This window comes from Teichococcus globiformis, from assembly GCF_042646265.1.
In the GTDB taxonomy this organism is placed as follows: Bacteria; Pseudomonadota; Alphaproteobacteria; order Acetobacterales; family Acetobacteraceae; genus Pseudoroseomonas; species Pseudoroseomonas globiformis.
Genome location: NZ_JBHRTN010000009.1, coordinates 24,906 through 50,370 on the forward strand (window position 1 = coordinate 24,906; position 25,465 = coordinate 50,370).

Here is a 25,465-nt window from a genome sequence, read left to right on the forward strand (position 1 = left end):
CGGCTACGAAAAGGGCTGGTTGATCACTCTTCTGTTCGCGCGAACGCTGCAGCTTCCACCGGCGCGGCGGTCAACAAAGTTCAGCCCAGGACCTCCAGGATAAATCGCCGCGTACCTGTGAAGCTCTTCAAAGGCGGCAAGAGCCTCATTCGGCGTGACGGGGGAGGCGCAGAGGCGCGGAGTTCCAGGCGGCACCTATGGGCATTGGTGGCTGGGTCGGCCGAGTTGGTAGGGGAGGGGGGGGGCAAGCTGAGCCCGAAAGGCCAATGCTCTGACTGCTGCCCAGCAACTATTTTAGTCACCCAAACGGGCCGGCAATTGCCTGTAAGGCGAACAGCGTGGCCCTTTTGTATGCTTGATCTCACACGGCCTCCTTCAGCAGGCGGGGCAGGGCGCGCAGCAGGATGTCTCGCGCCATCTGCACTCGGGGCAATGCTGCGGCCTGCTCGTGGATCAGCAGCCAAAGGTCGGGCGCGAGTTGTTGTGCGTCGAGCGAGGCGGCTTGGAGCCCGACGGGTTTGGCTGCGAAGGTCGGAAGAACGGCCCAGCCTAATCCTTGCTGCGCCGCCACGAGCTGCGCGCCAAGGGATGAGAGGCGCAGTGCCGGTTGCAACCGGGGACACAGCTTGTCCAGCCAAGTGGCCATGAGAAGACCGCGCAGATCATCGGTCCATCCGAGGATCCGATGCTGATGCAGCTCCGTAACGCGGCTGGGTGTGCCATGCCGCATGATGTGCGCTTGCGAGGCGTAAAGACCGAAGCTCACTTGGCCCACTCGGCGTTGGCGATAGCGCCCTCGCTCCGGGCGTATTAAACGCAGGACGATGTCGGCTTCCTCGCCTGTCAGCCGCACCGATCGCACGCCGGATCGCAATTCGACCCGGATCTCCGGATGATTTTCGATGAACCCGGCCAGTGCGGGCAGCACCATGTCTTGTCCTAGTAGTTCCGGCGCCTCAATGCGGACGGGTCCGACCAATTCGCCCTCCTTTTCCCGCGCGCAACGCTCGAAGAGGCGCATCTGTGCTTCCGCGCGTTCCGCGGCGGGCAACAGCTTCAGTCCAGCCTCGGTCAGGCGGTAACCATCCGGGCGATGGCGGAACAGGCGGACCTGCAGCCCCGCCTCCAACACCCCGATCCGACGCGAGACGGTGGAGGGGCTGACACCGAGTTGCTCGGAGGCCCCGGAAAGGGAGCCCGTACCGGCAACAGCCAGGAAAAAGCGCAGATCATTCCAATCCATGGTGCTTTTCATTTCTGCAAAGCGCATTGCGAAAGCAGAGATCGATACGGCACACCATAAGCGGGAGAGTAGCCGCAACCGAGAGGAAATCACCATCATGCCGACCAGAGCCAGTGCCTTCCAGCTTTCTGAATTCGGCAAGCCGGATGTCCTACGGTTCCAGGAGATCGAACTTCCGGCTCCGGCCGCGGGGGAAATTCAGATCCGTCATCTGGCTATCGGTGTGAACTTCATCGACGTGTATCACCGACAGGGCATCTTTGCGGCACCCCTTCGCCTGCCCGGCGGCCTGGGTGTGGAAGGCGTCGGTGAAATCATCGGCCGCGGCAAGGGTGTGGCGGCGTTCAAGGTCGGTGACCGTGTGGCCTATGTCGGTGGTCCACCCGGAGCTTATGCCACGCACCGCAACCTGCCCGCCGCCCGCGCCCTGCTTGTTCCGGCGTCGCTGGAGAGCGAAACCGTGGCTGCCCTCATCTTCAAAGGGCTCACTGCGGAGTACCTCATTCATCGCTGCGTGCCGGTGCAGTCGGGCGACGCAGTGCTATTCCACGCAGCGGCAGGCGGCGTGGGATCCATCGCCTGTCAATGGCTGAAGCACCTAGGCGCGACAGTGATCGGCACGGTTGGCACGGAAGAGAAAGCGGAACGCGCACGCGTGAACGGCTGCGACTACGCAATTGTTTATACGACGGAAGACTTTCAGGCCCAGGTGATGAACATCACCGGCGGCAAGGGAGTGCGCGTGGCCTTTGACTCAGTCGGTGCCGAGACCTTCGCCAAGTCGCTGGACTGTTTGCAGCCGCGTGGCACGCTTGTCAGCTTCGGTGAGGCTTCCGGCCCAGTGCCGGGAGTGTCTATGGGGTCGCTGGGCGCCAAGGGCTCCCTCTTCGTCACCCGGCCTTCCATCGCGCACTACACGGCGGACCGAGGCGAATACGAGGCGGCTGCGGACAGGCTGTTCGAGGCTGTCCTCAGCGACGCCGTCCGGCGGCCTGCCATGACGACCTATCCCCTGCATGATGCGTCTCAAGCCCATGAGGATCTGGAAGCGCGCCGCACCTCCGGCTCAATCGTGCTGCTGCCCTGAAGCCACCGCAGCGGGCACCACAAACATGCCTGGTACGATCGCCCAGCCTCGACCGCCGCAAAGCCGTTCACTCGCACTGCTCCGCCGAAGGGTCCGCCAAACGCCATGAACTGGCAGGCCTCCTTCTCGGCAGGGATGTTCGCCATGGTGGTCGCCTTACCTAAGCTGCGGCCACTTCAGGCCAGACATTCCCCTGTTCAATGGTTACGGGCTTTCCGACTCGAACCGGAAAGCGCCCTCTATCCGGCCCCAGCATAGATCCATCGAGCCTATTAAGCCCTGATCAAGCTTGTAGCCTCATTCGAGCCACCATTGACCGCGCAGATCCAGGCAGAAGACCCGCCGCCCACACGAACCCGTTTGGCGCACGATGAAGAAGTCCCGCCGCCAAACCTGCCCAGCGCATCGGCCGCCGCCACGCCCGCGCGAGATCCGCATGGAAATCCGGCGCCGGAACCGCAGCGGAGATTGCCGCCGCAGCCGCGATCCCGCTCGCGAGGGCCATGTCCATCCCCTCTCCGGCCAGCGAAGGGATCACCGCGAACTGATCGCCAACGCGGAAGAGCGCCGGATCCGCTCTCCCGACGTCGCGATGCAGGAACCCGTAGGGCAGCCCGCCTACGGCGAGCGGCCGCTTCCACAGTGGCACTGCGTCTGCCAGAAGCGCGGCGGCGAGATCGGAGCCCGCAGCCACCTTGGCGAGCAAGTTGTAGGGCTCTCCCACCCTCCCGTCGGCTGCTCGCAAGGCAAGACAAAGGTTGGCCCGGCCATCCGCGCTGGGTTGAAGCCCGGCATAGCCACCGCGAAGGGGCAGCAGGAGCACCTCCGCCAAGGGTCCCGAGAGGCGTAGCGGCAGCTTCAATCCGACATGGTGCCCTCGCCAAGCCCTCGGCTGTCCTCTCAACTCGTGCTTACCGGTGGCCAGCACGAGAACAGGGGCGGTTAGCACCACACTGTCCGAGAGGTGCACGCGCCACCCCCCGACGACCCGCTCGGCACGGCGTGCGGCATGGCCGCGCAGGATGCAGGCCCCCGCATCCCGCGCGGCCGTGAGCAACGCCTCGTCCAGCTTGGCGCGCGGCAGGCCCCAAGCAGCGAAGGGCAGGCCGATGGCCGCCATGCGCGCGCCCACTGCGAGGCGTGCTCCTCCGATAGGTACGGCACCGAGAGCGGACAGGTCGATACCGAGAGTTCGCAACCTCCGAGCAGCGTTGGCTCCCAGGAACTCGCCACACACCTTCTCGCGCGGTGCCGCCTCGCGCTCGACCAAGGTGACGGGCAGACCGGCGCGCGCGAGGCAGAGTGCTGCCGCCGCACCGGCAGGGCCGCCACCCAGCACCAGCGCCGCGGTCACGCGGCGGCATCGCCCGAAACGGCCCAGCGGAACGGGAATGCCCAGGCAATGTTTGTTGCGACACCGGCACGGACCGATAGGTGCTGCCAATCGGCACGCGAGAAACCCCGCGCGATCGACACGGTGCTGTCGTGCACCACCATCGGGTTCATGTGCAGCAGCCGCACTCCCGCCCAGACCGCCGCCCAAGGGAGAGGATGGCGGTGCAGGTCGTTGATCAGCCAACCAAGGCGGCAGCGTGCACTGAGCCAGCCGAGGAAGCGAACCAATGCCTCGTCCTCCAGATGGTGGGCGAAAAGGGAGCACAGCACCACGTCGAAACGCTCGGCGGAGCCGAGGGCGAAAAGGTCGGCAGTGATCCAGCGCACCTTGAGGTCGGGGTGCCGTGCGCGCGCGTGCCCGGCCGCATGCGCCGACCGGTCGAGCGCAGTGAGATCCAGCGCCACATTGCGCCGGGAACCCCAGACCGCGATCCGGGCCAGCATGTCACCCCCGCCGGCGCCGACGTCGAGCACGCTGAGCTGGCTCGTGCCATGCCGCTGCGCCACCTTGTCGAGCCAACGTAGGGTCGGCCGGTATGCCAGTGTGAGCCGGTTGATCCTTTCAAGATCGGTGAGCGCAGCGGAGAAGGCGGCGAAGTCCTGTTCGGCATTGTCCATGATCTCGGGAGCTAAAATGCGCCTGCGCAGCATTGACACGCTTCCTCCCGGATCGATCCGGATCAAGCCACAGTGAAGCGCAGGGTTTCTGCCGAGAGGCCAGGCCCAAAGGCCATTGCCACCCCCCGCTGCCCCGGAGAGGCCGTTCGCAGCATCTCTTCCAGCACAAAAACAACAGTGGGAGATGACATGTTGCCGCAGGTCGCCAGCACGGTGCGGGAGGCGACCAGGGCTCCATCCGGCGGTTGGCAGGCCGTCTCCACTGCGTCCAGCACGGATCGTCCACCCGGGTGCACCGCCCAGAGCGGAAAGCAGGAAGCCTCCTCGCCGCCCAGGATGGCGGGAAGGTGCTTTGGCAGGGCGTCGCCGAGACTCTTGGGGACCTCGCCTGAAAGAACAATGTCGAAGCCGTCGTCGCCGACGTGCCAGGCGATCTGCTCCCTCGCCTCCGGCAGCAGGACGTTGCGGAAGGCGTCGAGGCGCAGTCCTTCAGGCTCGGCAGACACCAGTGCGGCGGAACACCCATCTCCGAAGAGCAGGAAGCAGAGCAGCTGCTCTAGGTCCGCCTTCTCTTGAAGGTGGAGCGTGCAAAGCTCGAGGTTGACTACAAGGACCCGTGCCGCCGGATCGGCCCGAACGGCGTCGCGTGCCAGCCGCAATGCCACGATTGCGGCTTGGCACCCCATGAAACCGATGTTTGCCCGTGCCACTCCATCGCCCAGCCCAAGATGAGCGCAGATGGCATGATCCAGCCCAGGGGCAGCAAATCCTGTACAGGACGCTGTGAAGAGGTGGGTGATGCCTGCGACTGGCCCCAGATGCTCCAGTGCCTGGAAGGCGAGCGGCACCGCATCCTGCTCCCACCGCTGCATACGTTTTCCCGTAGTAGGGAAGCTGCCCGGCACGTAGAAGCCCTCAGAATCTACAAGACCAGGCCGTCCGTCTGGGCGCAGCACCGACCAGCGTCGCTCGATCCCTGCGCGCTCGGCCATGCGGCGGAATACGCGTCGGCCACGAGGATCAGCAATCAACTGCTCCGCAAAGGCCCTGAAGGTCCCGTGGACCTCGTGCGAGGGCGTCGCGGCGCCAATGCGGTTCAGGAAGACGTCGGTTCGATTCATCATCGCATCATGTTGGATCGATGGCTGACTCCGCCAGTCCAAAGCGCTTCATTAAACTGAAGAGGGTGACATCCTGGATCCCCACAACCAATCCTCTTCATTGTCGAGGGCGCCGCGAATGGAAGATGTCCGGCATCATCCGGGTGGGGCATGCGCCCCACCCGGAGCAGTGTAGTGTCAGCGCTTGTTCGGGTTTGTGCCGCTGATGTCGGTGCCAAGTGCTTTGTCGGTGGTGCGGCTAGCGACGGTCCCGGGCGGGTTGCTTTTCGTGGAAGTAGCGGTACCTGTCGCGGCGTTGCGCGTGGCTCCAGTGGTGTCGTCGATGTCGACCTCCGTATGTCGTACCGTGTCGTGCACCGTCTCCACCCTCTCGGAGGTACCCTTCTGGATCACCAACTCCTCCGTCACACGTGCTTCCTTGGCCACAACGGCTTCCTCATCCGTCTCTATCGCCTCGATGGTGCGCTCCTGGAACATCTGCGCGGCATCGGTGATGGGGCGGTCAACCGTGCGCCGGTGGACATCCACATGCTCGTCTCGCAGCGTCACCTGCTCGGCGACTGGCGTCTCGACAACGTAGGACCGGACGCGCACCCGGCCGCGTTCTACATCCCGCTTGCCAACGCGGAGTTGCTCCTCCACCACGGGGATGACTTCCTCCGTGCTGGACTGCGCGACGCCTGTGCCGGGCGTCTTTGCGGCGCCGGCTGTAGCACTCATGCCGCTCGCCGCATATGCTCCGTCGGTCTGCGCCATGCCAATCCCGATCTCGTCGGAGTAGCCGGCAGCAACAACTCCGGGAGTGGTGCCATCCGCCATGCTGGAGGCCATGACCGGTTGATAACCTGACCAACCGGACTTGCGCCACTCGGCTTCCTGGGCATCGAGATCGACAGCACCCTGCTCTTCCAGGATGTCCATGGCCGTATCATGCATGGCGTCATCGACCTGCACGGACACCACGGACCCGCCACGCCGCATACCCTCAGCGTAGGTATGGCGATCTTCATCCGAGACGAACAGGTTCTTGAGTGAGGCCCAGAAGCCTTCGTCAGAGCTTGCTGTCTCCGTTGTGCCTGAGGCGCCTGCTTCGGCGGCATGCACGCTAACCTGGTCGCGATTGATGGAGAGCCTGCTCACAAGCTCGATGAGAGCTGCGTCGGCTGTACTGCGATCTGGGAACATCGCGGTGATGGTATGGGTCATTCTTCAGTTCCTTGTATTGGCTTCGCCGGTTCAGGAGCCGCTGAGGAGGCGTCCTGAGGCGGCAGTCGTTCGATGTTGGCGCGTTGGGTCCGGCGGGAAATGAGTTGCTCAACGGCTGTTTCGCTATCGATGAAGTGCAGCCGGATCTCTTCCTTGAGCACCAAGCGCTTCTCGATAACGAGGATCTCTTCCACCACGGGGATGATCAGCACATCGCCTTCCTGGCGGGGCTGCGGGACTTCCGTCACCTCACGGTCGAGCGATACGCGCTCGACCTCAGCGTGGCGGGTTTGAAGCGTTTCCCGGACAACGTCTTCTGCAGTCTCGTTGGTGACCGAGATCCGCACTCGACCCGTTTCGACCACACGCTTCCTGCTGATCAGCCGCTCCTCGATGAGAGGAACAGCGGTGTGACCCGCTGCTTCTTCCCCGGCTTCGCTTGACTGAACTTCTGGGTCAGAGGCCACGGGCCGCCTGAACAGCCAGCACATGGCGGGTCCCGCGACGGGCCCCCAAGATGGCTGCAATGGCCCCTAGCAGCATGATGCCGAACACTGCGAAGCCGGCTGTGGCGGCGCCTGTGGCAGCGGCGTCAGCGGCGTTTCGAGCGGTTTCCTCCGCTTGGCGCGCGGCCTCGGTCGCCTGCTGTTCGGCCTGCTGCACCCGCTGCTGCGCTTCCTGGGCGTTCAGATCATACTCCGCAGCCACTAGGCGGTTCAGACGCTCGCGGTCCTGCTGCGACAACTGTCCGTCAGTAACACGCCGGGTTACAAGCGATGTCATCTCGGCGTGGCGTTGATCGCTGTTCATGGCCGCCGGATCACGGCCAGTACCTTCGAGGGCACCCTGGACCCGATTGATCAGTCCTTGCGCCGCTGACTGCAAAGTTCCGGTGTCGGTGCGGTTCGCCGCCTGCTCGCCAACCGCCGAAACGGCTGAGCCCGCGCCCTGAGCCACACCTCCGATCAGGCTCGAAGCACCGGACACAGCGAAGGAGGTCATTCCAGCTACTAGGTTGCCGAGCAACACCGCGGAGATCAGGAAGGTCGTTCCCCAAACGGCGAGACCGTGCAGTGTTCCATCGGTGTTGTCCGCCGTGCCGGACAGCCGCGCGGCCACGTAGCCGCCAAGTGCCAGACCGATCAGGTTGGAGATCAGCATCCAGACGGCGGCGCCAATGCCAAAGCTCGAGGCGGCCGGCGTTTCACGCGCCGCAGTGTCGATCGTGGTGGCGCCGATGCCTGCGCCAAGCGCGTTCAGCATCAACCCAGTGGTCACGGCAACAACGGCACCGGCGATGATGGCGCCCCAGGAAATCCGAGAGCGGAGTGATGGCGCCCCTTCGGGAAGAACAGCGGTTCCGACGGGCGAAGCACCGTGACGGCTCATGGAGGAGGGTGTGTTTGCCATGCTGGTCCTTGACCGTGGTTGTAGAACATCCAGTCGAGCGGACATCGCTGCGACAAATCTTGCGGCGAAAGTCAATCGCCCCTCGTTAGCGGCAGCAGAGCCGGCGGTGCTGACCGCGGCTCAAACATTCCTGGCTGCCACAGGCCAACTCGGTGATGAATTCGGGAGCAATGGGCCACTTCAACGTTCATGGTTGGAGCGGCAAATTGGGCGCTTCAGGCGCTAGCCTTGCTTTTGCTCTTTGGCGTCTTGCTGGAAGTTCCGTCGTCTCCGGGAGTGGCATCCTCATCCACCGCCATTTCAGCGGCTGGACCTTCGGCAATCTGGGTCAGCAATGCGTCGGTCTTTTTCTCCTCCTCAAGGGTCTCGGCAAGCAAAGCTTCCGCTTCGCTATAGCCCAGCTTGGAGGCCCAGCTTTTCAGCAGACCATAGCGGGCGATCTCGTAATGCTCGATCGCCTGGGCGCACCCGATCAGCACGTCGTCGCCGGCTTCGGTGCCGCCAAAATCACCGAGATCTTCCTCCATCTCGGCCGTCAGGCCCGCCATGGCTTCGCAGGTCTTGGCGCGAGGAGATTTGTTGATGGCCTCGAACACTTGGACCAGCCGCTCAACCTGAACAGCACTTTCTTCGGCGTGTTTGGTGAACGCCTGCTTCAGTTCCGGCGCTTGCGCGGCCTTAGCAGACTTCTTCAGCGCTTTCACCGACTGCTTCTCGGCGTAATAGACGTCCTTCAGGGTTTCATAGAAGGCATCAGTCAAGGTCTTCTCAGACATGCATGGGGTCCTTTGCTTCCATGACGGAAGCCATTGGGGATGGAGCGGGGTGGAGAAAAGCCGTTCAGGAAGCAGGTTAGAGCCCACTTCCCAACCTCTCGGCCGCTGAACAAACGCTCGCCGCCGTCAATCGCTCTATGAGGCGCTATACTAGGAACAATGGGACAGGCATTTAGTTCCTCCACAGGTTACAAATACCTTGAAAGTCATTCCTGGCAGGCCGCGGTATGGAAGCGGCTGTGCAGTATTTCTGCAATCTTCACACATCTTGGTGCTTACCAAGCCGCAACCACTTTCCTGCATGCCGGCCGATAGGCTTCATGGTTGGTGCATTCGGCGCAGCCTGCATCAAGGAAGAGGTCTTTGCCTGATCGACAGCCGGCCCTTCGCTTTCGCGGCTTCGGGTTCCGCCAGAGAAGTCGTCGCAGGTGCTAGGAACCGCGCGAGAAATCCCCTGTCCCCTTGTAATTCCACCGAGGGGTCGCGCGGCCGCCTGGGATCTAAGGGAAGGGGTTGCCTGAGAGGCCGCCGTGCCTCCTGCTGCGCATTCTGGATACAGAAATTTTCTTTTTTTGCTGGCTAACTTTTTCTCAACAACACGCACAGTGGCGCCTCGTAGCAGGGACCTCTGATGAAAGGTGTTTGAAATGCTGGCCAGCTGTTGAAGCTGCCCGCACCCCATCGATCAGCTTGTTCGAAGGGGTTTTGGGCAGGCAGTTCGCAGAGGCCCCTCGGATGAGGGCACAGGGGGCCTCTGGTGCTTTCAGGCAGCGCTCTTACGCCCGCTGGTTACCTTTCCTTGTCGCTCAGAACCGGATGGTGAGCGCTGGGATGTAGCTGACAAGGGCGAGCAGCCCGATCGCCACCCAGAAAAAGGGCCAGAGTGCCTTCACCGTCTCTCCCATGGAGCTCCCTGCTATGGTGGACGATATAAACAGCGTCGTTCCCACAGGCGGTGTGTAAAGGCCAACCCCGAGGTTCATCACCATCATCAGTCCGAGTTGCAGCGGGTCCAGCCCAATCTGCGCCGCCAGCGGCACGAAGATGGGTGCCAGCAGCAGAATGGCGGGAGCAAGATCCAAGGGGCCACCAATAGCGAGCATAATGAGGTTCATCGCCAGGATGACCAGCCAGGGTGACTGCAGGGTGGCGGAGACCCACTCTGCAAAACGCTGTGGCACCTGGTCGTAGGTCAGGATCCAGCTCGCGACCGCGCTTCCCATGATCACCATCATGACGATACCCGTGGCGATGCCGGCGTCGATCATCGCCTTGCGGAAACGGGACCATGACAGGTCACGATAGAGCAGGAGGCTGGTCAGCAATGCGTAGATCACCGCCATCACCGCGATCTCGGTTGGTGTGGCGAAGCCGAAGCGCAGGGCAAGGAGGATCAGCACCGGCAGGATCAGGGCAGGCAGCGCATAGAAGCCGAGCCGCGCCAATCGGCGGACGTTTAAGGGCGGGGCTTCAGCTTCAATCTCCAATCCACGCGCCTTCCACCAACACACGGCAATGAAACCCGCCGCCATCAGGATGCCTGGCAGCACGCCAGCCATGAACAGATCGCCGATGCTGACACCGCTGACCACGGCATAGAGGATCATCGGAATGGATGGCGGGATCAGGATGTCGATCACCGCCGAAGTCGCGTTGTTCGCGGCGCAGAGCCCGGCCGGGTAGCCCTGCCGCTTCTGCCAGGGGATGAGAACCGAGCCAAGCGCGCTGGCGTTGGCCACCGCGCTGCCAGAGACACCGCCGAAGACCACGGAGCCAACCACGGTCGTCGACAATGCACCACCGCGGATCCGCTGCATGACCTCGCCGGAGAAGCGGAGCAGCTCCTCACCCAGCTTCCCCTCCATGATCAGGGTGCCAGCGAGGATGAAGAAGGGAAGGGCCAGCATGGGAAAAGACTGGGTCTGCTGAAAGACCTGCTGAGCAATGAGCATCAGCGGCATCCCGCCGTCCCAGATCAGGGCGGCACCGGACGCGATGACCAGGGCATGCGCAACCGGGATCACCGCGACCATCAACGCCACGAAAGCAATGATCAGGGCGAGGCTCATGTTGGCATCTCCTCCGGCCTGGGCGTCGGCAAGGCTTCAGGTCCGATCAGCGCGATGCGGATCGCGATAGCGACAGTGCCGATTGCGATCAGGACGCAGCCGGCCGCGATGGCCCAGTAGCCATAGCTGCCGGGCAGGCCGAGGGCAGGGCTGCGCTCGATGGCCACGATCTCGGCCACCTCCAGCGCCTGCCAGCAGAGGATCAGGTAAGCGATCGCGACCAGGGCGTGCCCCAGAAGAAGGAGGACACGCCGCCCATTCCGCCCAAGGAAGCCCATCAGCCACTCCACTGCGATGTGCCCACCGCGCTGCACAGCCAGTGCCACTCCTGCCATGATGAACCATGGGAAGAGCTGCTGCGGCACCTCCTCTGCCCAGTCGAAGCCGCCGGATGCCAGGATGTACCGCGCCACGACGTTGGCGGTCATCACCACCATGAGGCCGGTGCCGGCGACGAGAAGAACACCCTGGCAGAGAACTGCAATGCCGCGCTCCACCGTTGCGGTTACCGTGATCAGGGCGCCATGCGGCGTTCTCCGCTCTGGAGAAGGCGCTCCACCACCGGACGATGCAAGCGGCCTGGGAGAGCGTCCCATCTCAAGCGACCGCCGCCCGCAGGCGCTTGACGAAATCTCCGAAGGGGCGGGCTTCCCAACGATTGGCCACGGCCGCCGTTGCGGCGCGGAACGGTGCTTGATCCACGGCATTCACCGCCATGTTGGGATTGGCCCGGAACTCGCCCAGCAGCTTCGCGTCGATCTCCTGGGACAGCGTGCGCTGCTCCGCCGCCGCTTCCTTCACCGCGTCCCGGAGAAGGTTACGATCCTCAGCACGCAGCCGGCCCCAGGCGACCCGTGAGATCAGCACGGGGTTGCACTCCCATTTGTGACCGGTCAGCGAGATGAAGCGGTTTACCTCGTACAGTTTGGAGGACTGGATGTTGGTCAGGGGGTTCTCCTGCCCGTCCACGACCCCTTGCTGCAAAGCCACGTAGAGCTCGTTGAAGTTGATCTGCTGGGTTGCAGCACCAAGGGACTGGAAGATGTCGATCGTCATCGGGTCGGGCGGCGTACGGATCTTCAGGCCGCGCAGGTCCTCGGGGCGGGTGATCGGGCGCTTGCTGTTGCTGGTGTGGCGGATGCCATTGTCCCAAAAGCCGAGAGAGATGACGCCAACGCCCTCGAAACGCTTCGCCAGCTCCTCTCCCACAGCACCATCGACCACATGATAGGCTGCCGCAGGATTGGGGAAGAGAAAGGGCAAGCCGAGAGCTGCGAGTTCCGGCAGCACTGCCGAGGATGCGCCCTGGCTGTTCACCGAAAGATCCAGTGTGCCGGTCCGCAGCGCCGTCAGCATCGCCGCATCGTCGCCGAGCTGGGCGGAGCCGGCCACGCGCATTTCGATCCGGCCAGCGCTTTGTTCCCGCAACCGGGACGCCATGCGCTCGGCCGCTAGACTGCGCGGGTTACCCGGTGCAGCCCCATGGCCCAGCGTGAGCCGCACTTGGCCCTGCGCGCGGAGAACGGCGGGGGCGGCTAGGAGGCCGGCGGTGCCGAGCAGCACCGCCCGGCGGGTGATCCTGATTGTCATTCTTTTGTTTCCCCACTGTGAACGGCTGGGTCAGAGCCAGCTCTTGATGCTTTTCACCATGGCTTCCGCCGAGATCCCGTACCTGTCATGCAGGGTTGGAAGTGCGCCGGCATCAAGGAAGGCGTCGGGCAGGGCGACCTGCCGGAATCGAGGTGGGACGACACCGGAGCGCAGCAGGAGGCCTGCCACGGCCTCACCCAGGCCACCGATCACGGTATGGTTCTCCGCCACCACCGTCAGACGGGCGGTCCGTCCGACCTCCCGTAGAATGGTTTCCTCGTCCAAAGGCTTGATCGTCGGAACGTGCAGCACAGCGACCTGAACCCGATCTGCCTCCAGCAGCTTCGCCGTTTCAAGGGCCCGCATGGTCATGAAGCCGGAGGACACGATCAGAGCGTCAGGACCATCCCGCAGCAACTTCGCGCGGCCGAGTTCGAAGCGGTAGCCGTACTCATCCAGAACGAGGGGCACCTTGCCGCGCAACAGGCGCATGTAGACCGGTCCGTCATGCGCTGCGATGGCGGGCACCGCTTGCTCGATATCGAGAGCATCGCAGGGGTCGACGATGACGAGATCGGGCATACCGCGGAAGATCGCGATGTCCTCCGTCGCCTGGTGGCTCGGGCCGTAGCCCGTCGTCAGACCCGGAAGGGCGCAGCAGATCTTAACGTTCAGCCCCTCCTCGGCAATGCCCTGGCTGACGAAGTCAAAGGTGCGGCGGGAAGCGAAGGCGGCGTAGGTGGTCACGAAGGGCACGAAACCCTCATGGGCCAGTCCCGCCGCAGCCAGCATCAGCAGCTGCTCCGCCATGCCCATCTGATAGAAACGGTCGGGATGCGCCTGGGCGAAGACGTGCAGATCGGTGTACTTCGCGAGGTCCGCGGTAAGCCCGAGGATCTCGGGGCGGCTTCGTGCCAGTTCTGCAAGGGCGTGGCCGAAGGGAGCCGGGCTTGTTCGCTGTCCCTCCGCAGCGAGGGAAGCAATCATGGCCGAAGTCGTCAGGCGCGGCCTGTCCGACAACTGGTTCTGTGGCGCGACGCCCCGCCAGGGGGCACGTTTGACGCGACTCATGCGGCCCTCCCGGCGTCCAGCGCCTCCAGGGCAAGGGCCCATTCATGGCTTTCCACGCGCAGGAAATGCGATTTCTCTCGCGCTTCCAGGAATGGCACGCCTTTGGCCATCTTCGTGTCGCAGATAATCACGCGCGGCTTCGGCTCATCGAGTTCCCGAGCAGCGTCGAAGGCCGCGACGAGGGCGGGGATGTTGTTGCCGTCGACACGTTGGACATGCCAGCCGAAAGCCGCCCACTTCTCCGGGAGGGGCTCAAAGTTCAGCACCCCGACGGATGGACCGTCCGCCTGCATGCGGTTCACATCCACCAGACAGATGAGATTGGATAGCTTCCAGTGCCCGGCAGACATGGCCGCCTCCCAGGTCGGTCCCTCGTCCAACTCACCATCAGACATCAGATTATAGACGAAGCGGTCCGATCCCTTGCGTCGCAGGGCCAGCGCCATGCCGACGGCAATGCCGAGCCCGATGCCGAGCGAGCCGCCGCTGATTTCCATGCCTGGCGTGTAGCTCGCCATGCCCGACATCGGCAGGCGGCTGTCATCGGTACCATAGGTCTCCAGCTCTTCCGCCGGGATGATCCCCGCCTCGAGGAGCGCGGCATAAAGGGCGATGGCGTAATGGCCGATTGAGAGCAGGAAGCGGTCTCTCCCTTCCCAGGCGGGTTCCTCTGGCCGGTAGCGGGTCGCGTGGAAGTAGGATACGGCGAGCACGTCGGCGATGCCGAGGGCCTGCGCAATGTAGCCCTGGCCTTGCACCTCTCCCATCCGCAATGCGTTGCGGCGGATGCGCCAAGCACGCTCCTCCAGGCTGGGCACGTTCGAGAGCACCCCTTCGCGCATGTTCATGCGCGTCTCCTTCCCTGCTTATGGCGTAAGATCGGCTCGGGCCGGACCTTTCAATGGATCAGCATGCCGCCGTTGACGTCGATCACTGCGCCAGTGACGTAGGAGGACAGGTCGGAGGCGAGGAAGAGGTAGATCCGCGCCACATCGACAGCCTCTCCAAGGCGGCCGAGCGGGATACCCTTGATGATGTCCGCCCTCATCTCGTCGGTCAGCTTGCCACCGGTGATGTCGGTCTGGATCAGGCCGGGCGTGACGCTGTTCACCCTGATATTGTCCGGCCCCAACTCTCGCGCCATGGCTTTGGCCAGCCCCAGCACTCCGGCCTTGGCCGCCGAGTAATGCGGCCCCCCGAAGATGCCGCCGCCACGCTGTGCCGAAACGGAAGACATGCAGGCGATCGATCCCCGCCGACGTTCCCGCATATGCGGGATGAAGGCTTGGCTAAGATAGAGCACGCCGCTCATGTTGACGTCGACGATGCGTGCCCAATCTTCCGGCGCGATCTCCATCGTCTTCACCGGCTGGGAGATGCCGGCATTGTTGATCAGGATGTCCACCTGCCCGAGGGCCGCGATCGCCTGCGCGGCGGCCTTTCGGCAATGAGCAACGTTGGTGACGTTGCAGCCGATGCCGAGGTGACGCTCGCCCAGCTCAGCGGCCGCCTGCATGGCACCCTGTTCATCCAGATCGAGAATGGCGACCCGTGCACCATGCTCCGCGAAAAGCCGCGCCGTCGCCCGGCCGATTCCTCTGGCGCTGGCTGCACCCGAGATCACCGCGGCTTTGCCTGCAAGCAGCATCCGACGTCCTCCGTTCCATTGTTGAAACGGATGTTTGTTGCTTACACCTTTCTGAACAAGCGAGAAATTCGCGCCTTATGGTGAAATGGATTCACCTGTCAGTCCGGCATCTCTCTTGTGATGGCGAGATCGACGTCAACGCCCAGCTCCTTCCCGAGCCAGTCCAGGAACAGCACCATGGACCGTGCGTAGCGGCGGCTGCTTGGAAAGACGAGCCAGTGCCCGGTATAGACCACATCCTCGCAGATGCCCTGCAATGGCCGCACGAGCCGACCGGCGGCTAGCTCCCGCTCCGCCAACATGGTCGATTCGAGCGCCACCCCGAGCCCGTCCGCCGCCGCGCTGATGGAGATAAAACTGCGGTCGAAGCGGGGTCCGCGGGGCGGCGGCGCAGGGAGTCCATTTGCCGCGAACCACGCGGGCCATCGCACACGCTTGTTGTCGCTCTCGATGAGGGTTTGGTCGAACAAGTCGCGCGCGTCGCGGATCCGCTTTGCGAGAGAAGGCGCGCAGAGTGGCGTGACGACTTCGGTTCCAAGGGGAAGCATGACCATGCCTTGCGAGCTGGCATGTCCGAGGAAATCCGAGGATGGAGCACCGTACACAACGTCGGCATCGAACTCGTCGGCGAGGAAGCGCGTGTAATCCGTGCCGGCCGCGATCCGCAGTTCCAGCCCTTCGCACTCCGTCAGCAGCCGTCCCAGACGCGGCACCAGCCATTGAGCTGCGAAGCTGGGCGCGCTATGCAATTTGAGAAGTTGCGGCCGGCGTGCGGCGACACTGCTGATTCCAAGTTGCAGCTCTCCGAAGCCGCGTTCCACATGCCGCATCAGGGTGTCACCCTCGGGTGTCAGGCGGACTGACCGGCCTTCCCGCTCAAAAAGCACTGTTCCGAGGTCACGTTCCAAGGTGCGGATTGCATGGCTGACCGCGCTCGGCGTCAGGCCAAGGTCTTCAGCCGCACGTCGAAAGGTGCCGGTGCGTGCAGCAGCCTCGAAAGCTCGGAGTGAACTCAGGGGAAGGTGGTGGAACATAGGTGAGCATAGGCAGTGGTGCGCCTATTCAGGTGATCAGGGGCATGCTTTGCAAGGGAAAGGAAGAAGCGTTGGAACGCCAAACAGCGCTTGCCGTCTCTCATTGCGGCAGATTCCCGGACCATGGCTCTGCCGGCCAGTTGCTTTGCGAACTCAAGAAAGTTCTCGTCGCCATAGGCTTCACGATCTGAGGCATGGCCATCTAGCACTGGCTTTCATCGGCCAGACTTGCTGCGGAGGACGACTTCGACCATGCCTCGCCTTCCATCGCAAGACTATCACTGTTTCGCACCGCCCAATTCTATTCGCTGTCGCCGCCCGGGCTGGATCCCATCTTCGAAGGCCCTCGAGAAAGCTGATCACCGCTGATCCCGCGTGGTGGCGCTGAGCAGCCTCTCCATGAGAGCCAGGATGGCTCTTTGCATCGCCGGCGCAGCGTACTGGCTGTGTAGCGTGTCGAGGTCCGAAGCAGAGGGCTTCAGAATACTGCTCCTGGACGCGCCATCTTCCGTTCCCGTCGAGTTTGGCCGAAAGTAGCCTGGACCATCCGAGGAGAGAAACCCTGATAGGGAAACTCGGCCAACTTACGCCCGGCGCAGGGGGCAACCAGCCAGCGCCCCTCAATGCAGGGTGACGCAGGCGCCTGCGATGCTGACCTTGCCCGTAGCGTTCACTCTGACCACGATACGCTTATCACACCCGACGCAGCGGCCCTGAGCAGCAAGGTCTTCGACCCCGCCAGCGCGCAGCAGGCCGCGGGTGCGTCGGAGGCTGGCTACGCTGCTGCTACGGCACAAACGGCGTCCACATTCACAAAGGACGGCACTGCCCCCCCGGCCTCGCGATGCTAACAATTGAAATGATCATCGTCCGAAAGGGCCCGCCCAAGTCGGGAGTGCAGCCATGCCGGGGAAGAGTTCCTGCTGGTGATCGAGGGGCTCGTCCCGATAGACCTGGGTCACAGGAGCCGGTGCATCGGAAGGGCGGCAACAGCATCTACATGGATAATCACGTTCCGCCCGGTTGAGGGAAGGCGGCTGGCGTCCCGTGAGCCACGATCCAAACCGGACGTCCAGCCGAGCTCCAAATGACGCGGAAGATGGTACCTGAGGCTGTTAGGAGGTTCAAACAGGCGCCAACCAGCTTCTGGCATCCGTAGTCTGACGCTCCTGACGCAGCGTTGGACGAAGTCTGCGACCACCCAACTCCACGCCACCACGATTCTTCTAGAGCCGTTTCTGATATGTGTTATATCACTTTAATGCAGCGAAATCAGGGTGTGGTCCTTGATGAGGCTTTTTCTTCCATCCAGCGCGTCGAAACGCTGGCGGACCAGGCTCGTAATGCCTTGTGCGCTGGCCTGCGCCAAGGTCTGCTTGCTCCAGGTGAGCGGATAACGACCCGACGTGTCGCCACAATGCTCAATATCAGTCTGACCCCGGCCCGTGAGGCGTTGAACCGCCTCTTGGCCGAACGCGTACTCGACCAGGGACCCAACCGCACTGTCGCTGTGCCAGTTCTTACCCGCACTCGCTATGCAGAACTGTGCCTTATCCGACTGGAACTGGAGGCGCTGGCGGCTCGACACGCCTCTCCCCTGATCTCAGCTGCCGACATCGATCGACTGGAAACCTTGTTCGACGCGCACGGCCATGCCTTCGCGACCAAGGATTCCAAGCGTTCCTTGCAACTGAACGAGGCGTTCCATTTCACCATCTACGCTGCCTCCGGGCTGTCTGTCTTGGTTGAGATGCTAGATGCCCTGTGGCTTCAAGTCGGTCCATCGATGAACCTGCTTTTTCCTGCAGCGTTCGAAGGAAGGTGGACTGGCGGGCGCAATCATCGCGTCATGCTCGACGCGTTGCGTGCCCGCGATGCCGAGGCGCTGGTCGCCGCCGTCCGCAAAGACTTGATCGAGGGACGGGCTCGCCTGAACACCGTGCTTCCCGCCGAGGCTGCCCACTGATCCGCTTCTCGCATCATGAGGTGCTCCCATATGAGGACCGTCCTGCTTGCCTCCATCCTGCACGAAGCGAATAGCTTCGCCAGACGTGCCGCACCGTTGGCGCATTATGAGCGGCAGGGCATCTTCCGCGGTGCCGAAGTATCAGAGCGATTCCGTGAAACCCACACAGAGATGGGAGGCTTCCTGGAAGCCGCGGATCGAGAGGGCTGGCAAGTCGTTACGCCCATCGCGGTACCTTGCGCCCCCGCGGGGCCGATGGGGGCGGAGGCGTTTGCAGTTTTTCGTGACACACTGCTGCAGGGCCTGCGGGAGGCGGGTCAGGTCGATGGCGTGCTTCTGGCGCTGCATGGCGCCAATGTCGCTGAAGGGGAAGACGATCCCGATGGCGCCATTGCTCAGGCAGTGCGCGAAACGGTAGGGCCTGACGTGCCAATCATGCTGACGCTGGACCCGCATGCCAATGTCTCCGAGCGCCTGGCGATGGCGGTGAACGGCCTGACGGCCTACCGCACGCATCCGCATACTGATCACAAGGAAACAGGGCTGCGGGCCGCCGCGATGCTGACCCGTGTCATGGAGCGCGGGATCCTGCCAAGCGTGCATCTGGCGAGGGGATACCAGATGCGCGGCTTCGACAGCTGCCGCACCGCACCTCCCGATGGTCCAATGCAGCGCGCTTTGACATTGGCGCGCGGTCTGGAAGGCCAGGAGCCCGGCATCCTGGAGGTTAGCATCCAATCCGGCTTTGTGCTGGCTGACGTTTGGCATGTGGGCCCAAGCGTTGCCGTCACCGCCGAGGGCACCGACCCACGCTTCCGGCAGATGGCCGAAGGCTTGCTGCGCTTTGCCTGGGATGAGCGGCGTAATGACACGGTGCCGATGATCAGCGTCGGTGAGGCGCTAGCCCAGGCCAGGGCGGTGCCACCTGGGACCGGCCCAATCGTCATAGCCGATTTTGGCGATGCGCCGGGCGGCGGAGGATACGGGGATGCCACAGCCCTGCTACGCGGCCTGCTCGACGCACCTTTCGAGAAGGATATCGTCTTCCTGCCGCTACTCGATCCAGAAGCGGTGCGGGCGGCGCGTATGGCCGGTCCGGGTGCACGCCTGCGTCTCGCTCTGGGGGGACATACGGCGCCGCAACATGGTGGTGGTCCGATCGAGGAAGAGTACGAGGTGCTGCGCTTCTCTGATGGCCGCTTTGTGCATGAAGGTCCTTATACCGCCGGCATGATCGGCAATTTCGGCGATTCCGTGCTGCTTTCCTGTCGCGGAGTGCGCATCGTTGTGACGACCTTCCAGCGCAATATCGTCGACCTTTCACAGCTGCGCATCTTCGGCATCGTGCCCGAGCAATGCGGGCTGATCGCCTTGAAATGCATGGACGCTTTCCGTGCGGCCTTTGCACCGATTGCGCGCAGCATGATCGCCTGCGAGTCTGGCGGCGTGTCCAGCCGCGTACAGACCACCCTGACCTGGGAGAAGGTTCGCCGACCGATATGGCCCCTGGATCCGGAGGAAGTGGTTGCTCAGGCCGCGGGGTACACAACATGAGACGCGCGGCCCTCACAGCTTTTCTAGCCCTGACGCTGCTCGGCTCGCCTATCGCTGATGGGGTAGCTCAGACGCCCGCACGCACCACACTTCGGTATGTTCCGGTTGGCGATCTGCGTGTGCTGGATCCGATCTGGACCAGTGCGGCCATCACCTTGATCCATGCTCAGCTTGTCTACGACGTGCTGGTCACGATGGACAGCAAGATGCAGCCGCAGCTCCAGATGGCGGAAAGCTACACCAAGAGTTCAGACGGGCTGCGTTGGAGCTTCACGCTGCGGCCTGGCCTGGTATTTCACGACGGCTCCCCGGTCCGTGCCCGTGACGTTGCGGCCTCCATCCGTCGCTGGGGAGAAAGGGTGACTGCGGGACAGGCGCTCATGTCCCATGTGGCGTCCATATCGCCTGTGAATGATCGCACGCTGGAGATCCTCTTTAGCCGCCCGTTCGGGCCAGTGCTGGAGGCGTTGGCTTCACCGATTCTCGCACCTTTTGTCATGCGGGAGCAGGAGGCGAACACGGATGCGTTCACGCAGATCCGCACCGTCATCGGCTCTGGCCCTTTCATGTTTGTTCCTGAGGCCTTTCGCGCCGGTGACCGTGCGCTCTATCGCCGCTTTCCCGGCTATGTGCCGCGCAGCGAGCCAGCGGATGGCTATGCTGGCGGCAAGGTTGCCAAGATAGACGAGGTTGAGTGGAAGTACCTGCCGGATAGTTCCACCGCTACCCAGGCGCTCCAAACGGGAGAGGTCGATCTTCTCGAAAGCTTCCCTGCCGACCTGCAGCCGCTGCTGGAGGGCAGGCAGGACATCAAACTCCAGGTGCTGAACAGTGCCGGGTTGATCGGCACGATTCGGCCCAATACAGCCCACCCCCCCTTCAACGACGCCCGCGCTCGGCAGGCGCTGCTGCTGATCGTTGATCAGGCAGAGTTTGCCGGTGCCATCGCTGCAAAGCCGGAACTGGCAAGGGCCTGCCTGGCTGTCTTTGTTTGCGGCACGCCCTATGCCACCGAGGTCGCAAGCGCCCCCTGGGCGCGCACTGACTTTGCACGCGCCCGCCAGCTCCTGGCGGAGGCCGGCTACAAGGGAGAACCAGTAGTGCTGCTGGACCCGGTCGATCAGCCCGACATCCACATGATCGCCCAGCTTACCGCAGATGCCCTGCGCCGCGCCGGCGTCACCGTAGATGTGCAGGCAATGGATTGGAGCACGTTGATCACCCGTCGCAACACGCGGGAAGCGCCGTCGCTTAATCCCGCGGGTTGGCACCTTGCGTTTACCTTTTGGGGCGGCTTTAGCCTTTCAAGCCCGCTACACAACACGCCACTGGTCTCGAGCTGCGACGGCAAGAACCTTTATGGTTGGCCTTGTGACGCGGAGATTGAGCGTCTGCGTGCTGCGTTCTTCAGCGAGGCGACGCAGGAAGGGCGGATGCGGATCATCGAGGCCCTGCAAGCTCGTTACTACGAGACTGTGCCCTACGTGAGCACCGGCATTTATCAGAGGTCCGTGGCCTATCGCTCCAATCTGCATGGGGTTCTAACCACTCCTTATCCCGTCATGTGGAACATCGAGAAGCGCTGAGCACAACGAGGCCTCACGGCACGATCGCGCGGAGGAGTAGGCAACGATGATTCTCGCTGACGAAGCGGCCTATCTTGGACGTGGAAGGCCATGAGGCGCAGTTTCCCGCAGGCGGGCATGGAGCGGAAGGAGATCGACGCCGCTTTCACCGCGATGGCCGGTGAAGACGCAGACTGGCGCCATGGCCGCGTGCCACTCTACGTCTTCGGCGCTACGCCGGAAGTCGCCGAGGTTGGACGCAGTGCCTTCATGCAGTTCTTCACGGAGAATGCTCTCGGATCGAAGCGGGCCTTTGCCAGTCTCCGCCGCATGGAGGAGGAGGTCATTGGCATGACGCTCGACCTCTTTCATGGCCCAGAAGAAGCCACCGGCACCATGACGTCCGGTGGAACCGAAAGCATTCTCCTCGCAGTCAAGGCCTGCCGTGATGCAGCCCGCGCCCATCGCGGTGACGCCATGCACCGGGGCAACCTGGTGCTGCCTTCCACGGCGCACCCTGCCTTCGACAAGGCGGCCTTGCTGATGGATCTGCCTGTGCGGCGCATCTCGGTTGGCGTTGACCTGCGGGCCGACGTTGCAGCAATGGGGGCAGCCGTCGACGCAGATACGATTATGCTTGTTGGCTCAGTGCCTTGCTTCCCCTACGGGGTGGTTGATCCACTACCGGCACTTTCCGAATTGGCCCTGTCGTGCGAGGTTTGGCTGCACGTCGATGCTTGCGTTGGTGGATATTTTGCGCCTTTCGCGCGGGAGGTGGGGCGCCCCATCCCCAGCTTCGACTTTGACCTGCCGGGAGTGATGTCGCTTTCGGCCGATCTGCACAAGTTCGGCTTCTGCCCCAAGCCCGCCTCCACGGTGTTCTTCCGCACAGCAGGACCGGTAGCGGAACGTGGGTTCGATCTGGATGTCTGGCCCAGCGGCCGCTTCACCACCGCAACTTTCGTTGGAACCCGCCCGGGCGGCGGCGTTGCAGGCGCCTGGGCTGTCCTGAATCATCTGGGCCGAGAGGGTTATCGCGCACTTGCCACAAGGCTACTAACCATGCGCGACGCCTATGTGGCCGGGATCGAAGCTATTCCCGGCCTGCAGATACATGGCGTTCCAGATCTTTCCATCCTCGCTTTCGGTGGGCCCAAGCTGGATATGGGTCAAGTCGCGGCTGGCATGAGCGCGCGCGGATGGGTGCCGGGGATGGTGCGTGAGCCACCAGGTCTCCATGCGATGATGTCGCTGCTACACGAACCATCGCGCGAGGCTTACCTCTCTGACCTTCAAGCCTCGGTAGCAGAGGCGTCAACGCGAAGTGGTCAGTCGATCCGAGCAGTCTATTGAAGGGTAGGCATCTTGCCGCAATCCGCGTCGATATTGAGGAAGGCGACCGAATCAGCTGGCAATGTCGCATCACCTGCCGCGCAGTGCCTTCCACCGCATTGCTTTGTAGCGCCACATCAGGGTAGCGGCCTGCGCTTCATACCAGGACGTCGGCCGAGTATCACCGCCACTGCCAGACGCTGCCAAGCCAGCGATAGCATCGCCTTACCGATGGAGTTCTCGCGACACTGCCATCCCGATCTCCGTCTAGCCGGCTCAATCCGGAATGTTGCAGGGCAACCACGCCTCGGCGCGGCTGCTCATCCCACAGCCTGGCCAATCACCTTAAAGCGGAAGGTGCGCAAGGCTGGGGTGCCCTCGGCCGTTTCCGGGTAGGCACGGCAACTGGCCGCTTCGCCGCGCCACGTCTGCCAGAACGGCGTCACAAGCCGCCATCGATGACCTCCCGCTCAATCTAAAAGCATGGCGCCCAGGCGATACCAAGGTCGATCACAAAGGTCTCGGCCACCATAGCGATGTGCTGCATCAGCAGCCCGCAGAGCCGATCCACACCTTCCACGCCGGCCTGGTCCAGCCATTTTACCCAGCCGCATGGTCTGCTGGATCAGCACTCCCCGGGCCAGACCGGACGGTATGCACAGCTGGGCACGATGGTGGCGGCGCAGACGGGCATGCGGGCATCAGCGATCAGCCGATGGCGCGCAATCCCAAGCACCCCTTCGCTGCGAAGTCGAGCAGCATGCGATGCGTAGCGTAGTTCAAGTTCAGCGACACCCCAAGATAGGCAGCACAGAAGGTCCGTACGCGAGGTGTGGGCCAACGCGTGCCGAAGGTAGGGGGACACAAGCAAGGTTCAACGTGACGCCGACGCCGCGATACGCCAGCAATTCCTGCGTCGCCTTTTCGAGCCGGGCGAGGCTGACGCGCACGCGCGGCGCACAGGCGCTGCCTGCGGGAGTCGGCACAAGGCCTTGCCAGATGCAATTGAACAGCCGTAGGCCAGTTCCCGCAGGCATACGCAAGGCAGGCCTCCGCCTTCGCGGCAGCTACCTCCCGGCGGCAAAGGCTCCGCACGGGATGCCATACCCGCTCTCTCGGCCAGGTTCGCCTGTGGCACAGGCCCAGCACGCAGGTCTAGCTGGCGCGCGACATCCTGCCATGTCCAGAAGGGTGGGCGAGCCTTCACGACCGATACCAGGTCAGTGTCTGGAGGGCCTTTGCAAGGCGTGGACCCGCGTTTTCGAGCCTGTCGGAGCGGAGCAACAGCAAAGCCGAAGCGCCCCCGAGCTTAGTGGCAGCCGAGCGGTGCAGCAGGCTGACCCGCGGATGATGGCCGTGGCCGGAAAATGACCGCTCCATCTGGAACGCACCGGTCGGCCTCTTCACGCCTGGCATGCCAATGGCCAGTACGGAGGGCATGGCTGCCTTTAACGCCATGCCCAACTATGCCGAGGTGAGACAGGAACTCAAGGCGCCCGGCTACAAGGGTGAGAGGGTGGTCCTGCTGGGCGTGACCGATCCTGCCTTCATCCACGGGCTGAGTGAGGTGGCCGCCCACATGCTGCGGAAATGTGGCATGAACGTCGATCACCAGCGTCCGACTGGGGCGCGTTGACGGCACGCAGGTCGGGCCGCGAAGCGGTGGAGAAGGGTGGTTGAAGTTGCTACATGACCGCCATGACGGGGATCGATCTCGCCAATACTGTGTTGTATGCGGCATTGCGTGGTAACGGTTCCAGCGCCATCGCCGGCTGGCCTGATCTGCCAGCGATCGAGGCGCTGGTGGCTGAGTGGTTCGCAGCGCCCGGTGGCGAAATCCGTATAATCAGATTTATGTAAAAGTGATAGAGTTAGGTATACCTCACTTGAGGTCAGCAATGGAACACTGGGACCTTTCAGGCCGATCGACGCATCCCAGCATCAATGCAGCCCTCGTCATCGCCACAGGTACTTCGAACCACCGCCCGACTAGGCCTTTTTGCGACGTGTTCGGGAGACCTCCTTGAACGCCAACACGTCGAGTACTCTTTTGATGCGGTTGCTGACGCTGGCGTAGGCCCGGCAGGGCAGTCACGTCCAGGAGGTTCAGTTCGGAGAACCCCGCTACTGGCGAGATTGCTCACGATGCCGATCTCAGCATTGCCGGACCTTATGTGATTCGTCGCGCAGAGCCGGTCAGGCTTGTTCCTGGCTCAAACGCCGTTGATGGTCAGGTCATCCCAAAGGCGCCTGACAACAGGGTCCACTGCTGACCATAAGCGCGACGGGCTGGAGTTCAGTAGGGCTGCTTCCGACGTTGCGGCCTAGTTTCAGGACGCCGATCCGGGCGGGGACCCGCTGGACGCATTGCAACCCGCGGTAATAACCAGGTCGGTCAGCCCAGATTTGTGCTCCGGTTGCTCCAGCAGATCGATGATCCGAAGCTGCACTGAGACATCGAGGGCCGCTACTGCGAATTGGGCGGGCGGTGTCGCGGGTTGACGGCCTGATACGTCGCGCATCGAGGCACTCCGCAATGCCTTGGCTACAGGCGCCGGACGACGCCACCCAAGAAAGTTTTACCACGGATCTGCAACGCCGTGCCTTCGATCCGCCCGATGTACAAACTGGCCAAGCGCTACCGCCTATAGCCTGTCGCACCACGATCAGCGGCGTGCTCCCCGGCCTCTACCCCTTGTTCTGGAACCAACACAAGGGCTGACAGCCGAGGCAACAAATGGCGATATCCGCCCTATGGCCAACGCGGCGAAGCCTGCCGC

General features: G+C 63.2%; 22 protein-coding genes and 1 pseudogene. 7 read left to right on the top strand and 16 right to left on the bottom strand.

What is annotated here, in order from left to right:
- Positions 1–361: 361 nt before the first annotated feature.
- Positions 362–1,243 carry a LysR family transcriptional regulator gene (locus ACFOD4_RS10155; protein ID WP_379596115.1) on the bottom strand — a complete coding sequence of 294 codons (882 nt, stop codon included), beginning with the start codon at positions 1,241–1,243 and terminating at the stop codon, positions 362–364.
- 97 nt (positions 1,244–1,340) lie between these two features.
- On the opposite strand from ACFOD4_RS10155, the gene ACFOD4_RS10160 reads away from it, so the two are divergent.
- Entirely contained in the window at positions 1,341–2,330 is a 990-nt protein-coding gene (locus ACFOD4_RS10160; protein WP_379596116.1) for a quinone oxidoreductase family protein, read from the top strand.
- A gap of 283 nt (positions 2,331–2,613) precedes the next feature.
- Here the strand turns inward: ACFOD4_RS10160 and ACFOD4_RS10165 are convergent, their stop codons facing one another.
- From ACFOD4_RS10165 to ACFOD4_RS10235, 15 genes and pseudogenes are all read right to left on the bottom strand, one after another.
- A complete protein-coding gene (locus ACFOD4_RS10165) occupies positions 2,614–3,684 on the bottom strand; it encodes an NAD(P)/FAD-dependent oxidoreductase (protein WP_379596117.1) in 1,071 nt (356 codons plus the stop codon).
- On the bottom strand, positions 3,681–4,376 hold the full coding sequence (locus tag ACFOD4_RS10170; RefSeq protein WP_379596118.1) for a methyltransferase domain-containing protein: 696 nt from the start codon (positions 4,374–4,376) through the stop codon (positions 3,681–3,683). Before ACFOD4_RS10170 ends, ACFOD4_RS10165 begins: the two co-directional genes overlap by 4 nt.
- 29 nt (positions 4,377–4,405) lie before the next feature.
- Positions 4,406–5,464, bottom strand: coding sequence for a type III polyketide synthase (locus ACFOD4_RS10175; RefSeq protein WP_379596120.1), 1,059 nt, complete (start codon positions 5,462–5,464; stop codon positions 4,406–4,408).
- 177 nt (positions 5,465–5,641) lie between these two features.
- On the bottom strand, positions 5,642–6,670 hold the full coding sequence (locus ACFOD4_RS10180; protein ID WP_379596122.1) for a YsnF/AvaK domain-containing protein: 1,029 nt from the start codon (positions 6,668–6,670) through the stop codon (positions 5,642–5,644).
- Complete coding sequence (locus ACFOD4_RS10185) at positions 6,667–7,161, bottom strand: YsnF/AvaK domain-containing protein (RefSeq protein ID WP_379596124.1); 495 nt, start codon at positions 7,159–7,161, stop codon at positions 6,667–6,669. The genes ACFOD4_RS10180 and ACFOD4_RS10185 overlap by 4 nt, the downstream gene beginning before the upstream one ends.
- Entirely contained in the window at positions 7,127–8,080 is a 954-nt protein-coding gene (locus tag ACFOD4_RS10190) for a hypothetical protein (RefSeq protein WP_379596126.1), read from the bottom strand. Before ACFOD4_RS10190 ends, ACFOD4_RS10185 begins: the two co-directional genes overlap by 35 nt.
- A gap of 215 nt (positions 8,081–8,295) precedes the next feature.
- Positions 8,296–8,856: a YciE/YciF ferroxidase family protein gene (locus ACFOD4_RS10195; RefSeq protein WP_379596128.1), complete on the bottom strand. Its 561-nt coding sequence runs from the start codon at positions 8,854–8,856 to the stop codon at positions 8,296–8,298.
- Positions 8,857–9,662: 806 nt separating this feature from the next.
- Positions 9,663–10,925 (bottom strand): TRAP transporter large permease, encoded by a 1,263-nt coding sequence (locus ACFOD4_RS10200; protein WP_379596130.1) that lies wholly within the window; start codon positions 10,923–10,925, stop codon positions 9,663–9,665.
- Entirely contained in the window at positions 10,922–11,521 is a 600-nt protein-coding gene (locus tag ACFOD4_RS10205; protein ID WP_379596132.1) for a TRAP transporter small permease, read from the bottom strand. The genes ACFOD4_RS10200 and ACFOD4_RS10205 overlap by 4 nt, the downstream gene beginning before the upstream one ends.
- A gap of 1 nt (position 11,522) precedes the next feature.
- Positions 11,523–12,515, bottom strand: a complete 993-nt coding sequence (locus tag ACFOD4_RS10210) for a TRAP transporter substrate-binding protein (RefSeq protein ID WP_379596134.1) — start codon at positions 12,513–12,515, stop codon at positions 11,523–11,525.
- A 30-nt stretch (positions 12,516–12,545) separates the two neighbouring features.
- Positions 12,546–13,586 (bottom strand): transketolase family protein, encoded by a 1,041-nt coding sequence (locus ACFOD4_RS10215; RefSeq protein WP_379596136.1) that lies wholly within the window; start codon positions 13,584–13,586, stop codon positions 12,546–12,548.
- Positions 13,583–14,434 carry a transketolase gene (locus ACFOD4_RS10220; RefSeq protein ID WP_379596138.1) on the bottom strand — a complete coding sequence of 284 codons (852 nt, stop codon included), beginning with the start codon at positions 14,432–14,434 and terminating at the stop codon, positions 13,583–13,585. The genes ACFOD4_RS10215 and ACFOD4_RS10220 overlap by 4 nt, the downstream gene beginning before the upstream one ends.
- 50 nt (positions 14,435–14,484) lie before the next feature.
- Complete coding sequence (locus tag ACFOD4_RS10225; protein WP_379596139.1) at positions 14,485–15,234, bottom strand: SDR family NAD(P)-dependent oxidoreductase; 750 nt, start codon at positions 15,232–15,234, stop codon at positions 14,485–14,487.
- A gap of 98 nt (positions 15,235–15,332) precedes the next feature.
- On the bottom strand, positions 15,333–16,064 hold the full coding sequence (locus ACFOD4_RS10230) for a LysR substrate-binding domain-containing protein (RefSeq protein WP_379596353.1): 732 nt from the start codon (positions 16,062–16,064) through the stop codon (positions 15,333–15,335).
- Between the two features lie 21 nt (positions 16,065–16,085).
- Positions 16,086–16,268, bottom strand: a pseudogene (locus ACFOD4_RS10235) (LysR family transcriptional regulator); the annotation flags it as partial.
- Between the two features lie 1,243 nt (positions 16,269–17,511).
- Here ACFOD4_RS10235 and ACFOD4_RS10240 point away from each other — a divergent pair.
- From ACFOD4_RS10240 to ACFOD4_RS10265, 6 genes are all read left to right on the top strand, one after another.
- The gene (locus ACFOD4_RS10240; RefSeq protein WP_379596141.1) at positions 17,512–18,234 is read left to right on the top strand and encodes a GntR family transcriptional regulator; all 723 of its coding nucleotides are present in this window, start codon (positions 17,512–17,514) and stop codon (positions 18,232–18,234) included.
- A 30-nt stretch (positions 18,235–18,264) separates the two neighbouring features.
- Positions 18,265–19,788, top strand: coding sequence for a M81 family metallopeptidase (locus tag ACFOD4_RS10245; RefSeq protein ID WP_379596142.1), 1,524 nt, complete (start codon positions 18,265–18,267; stop codon positions 19,786–19,788).
- Positions 19,785–21,374, top strand: a complete 1,590-nt coding sequence (locus tag ACFOD4_RS10250; RefSeq protein ID WP_379596143.1) for an ABC transporter substrate-binding protein — start codon at positions 19,785–19,787, stop codon at positions 21,372–21,374. The genes ACFOD4_RS10245 and ACFOD4_RS10250 overlap by 4 nt, the downstream gene beginning before the upstream one ends.
- A gap of 309 nt (positions 21,375–21,683) precedes the next feature.
- Positions 21,684–22,706, top strand: coding sequence for a pyridoxal-dependent decarboxylase (locus ACFOD4_RS10255; protein ID WP_379596355.1), 1,023 nt, complete (start codon positions 21,684–21,686; stop codon positions 22,704–22,706).
- Between the two features lie 1,417 nt (positions 22,707–24,123).
- Positions 24,124–24,321 (top strand): hypothetical protein, encoded by a 198-nt coding sequence (locus ACFOD4_RS10260; RefSeq protein WP_379596145.1) that lies wholly within the window; start codon positions 24,124–24,126, stop codon positions 24,319–24,321.
- Between the two features lie 53 nt (positions 24,322–24,374).
- Positions 24,375–24,545, top strand: coding sequence for a hypothetical protein (locus ACFOD4_RS10265; protein WP_379596147.1), 171 nt, complete (start codon positions 24,375–24,377; stop codon positions 24,543–24,545).
- Positions 24,546–25,465: the final 920 nt, after the last annotated feature.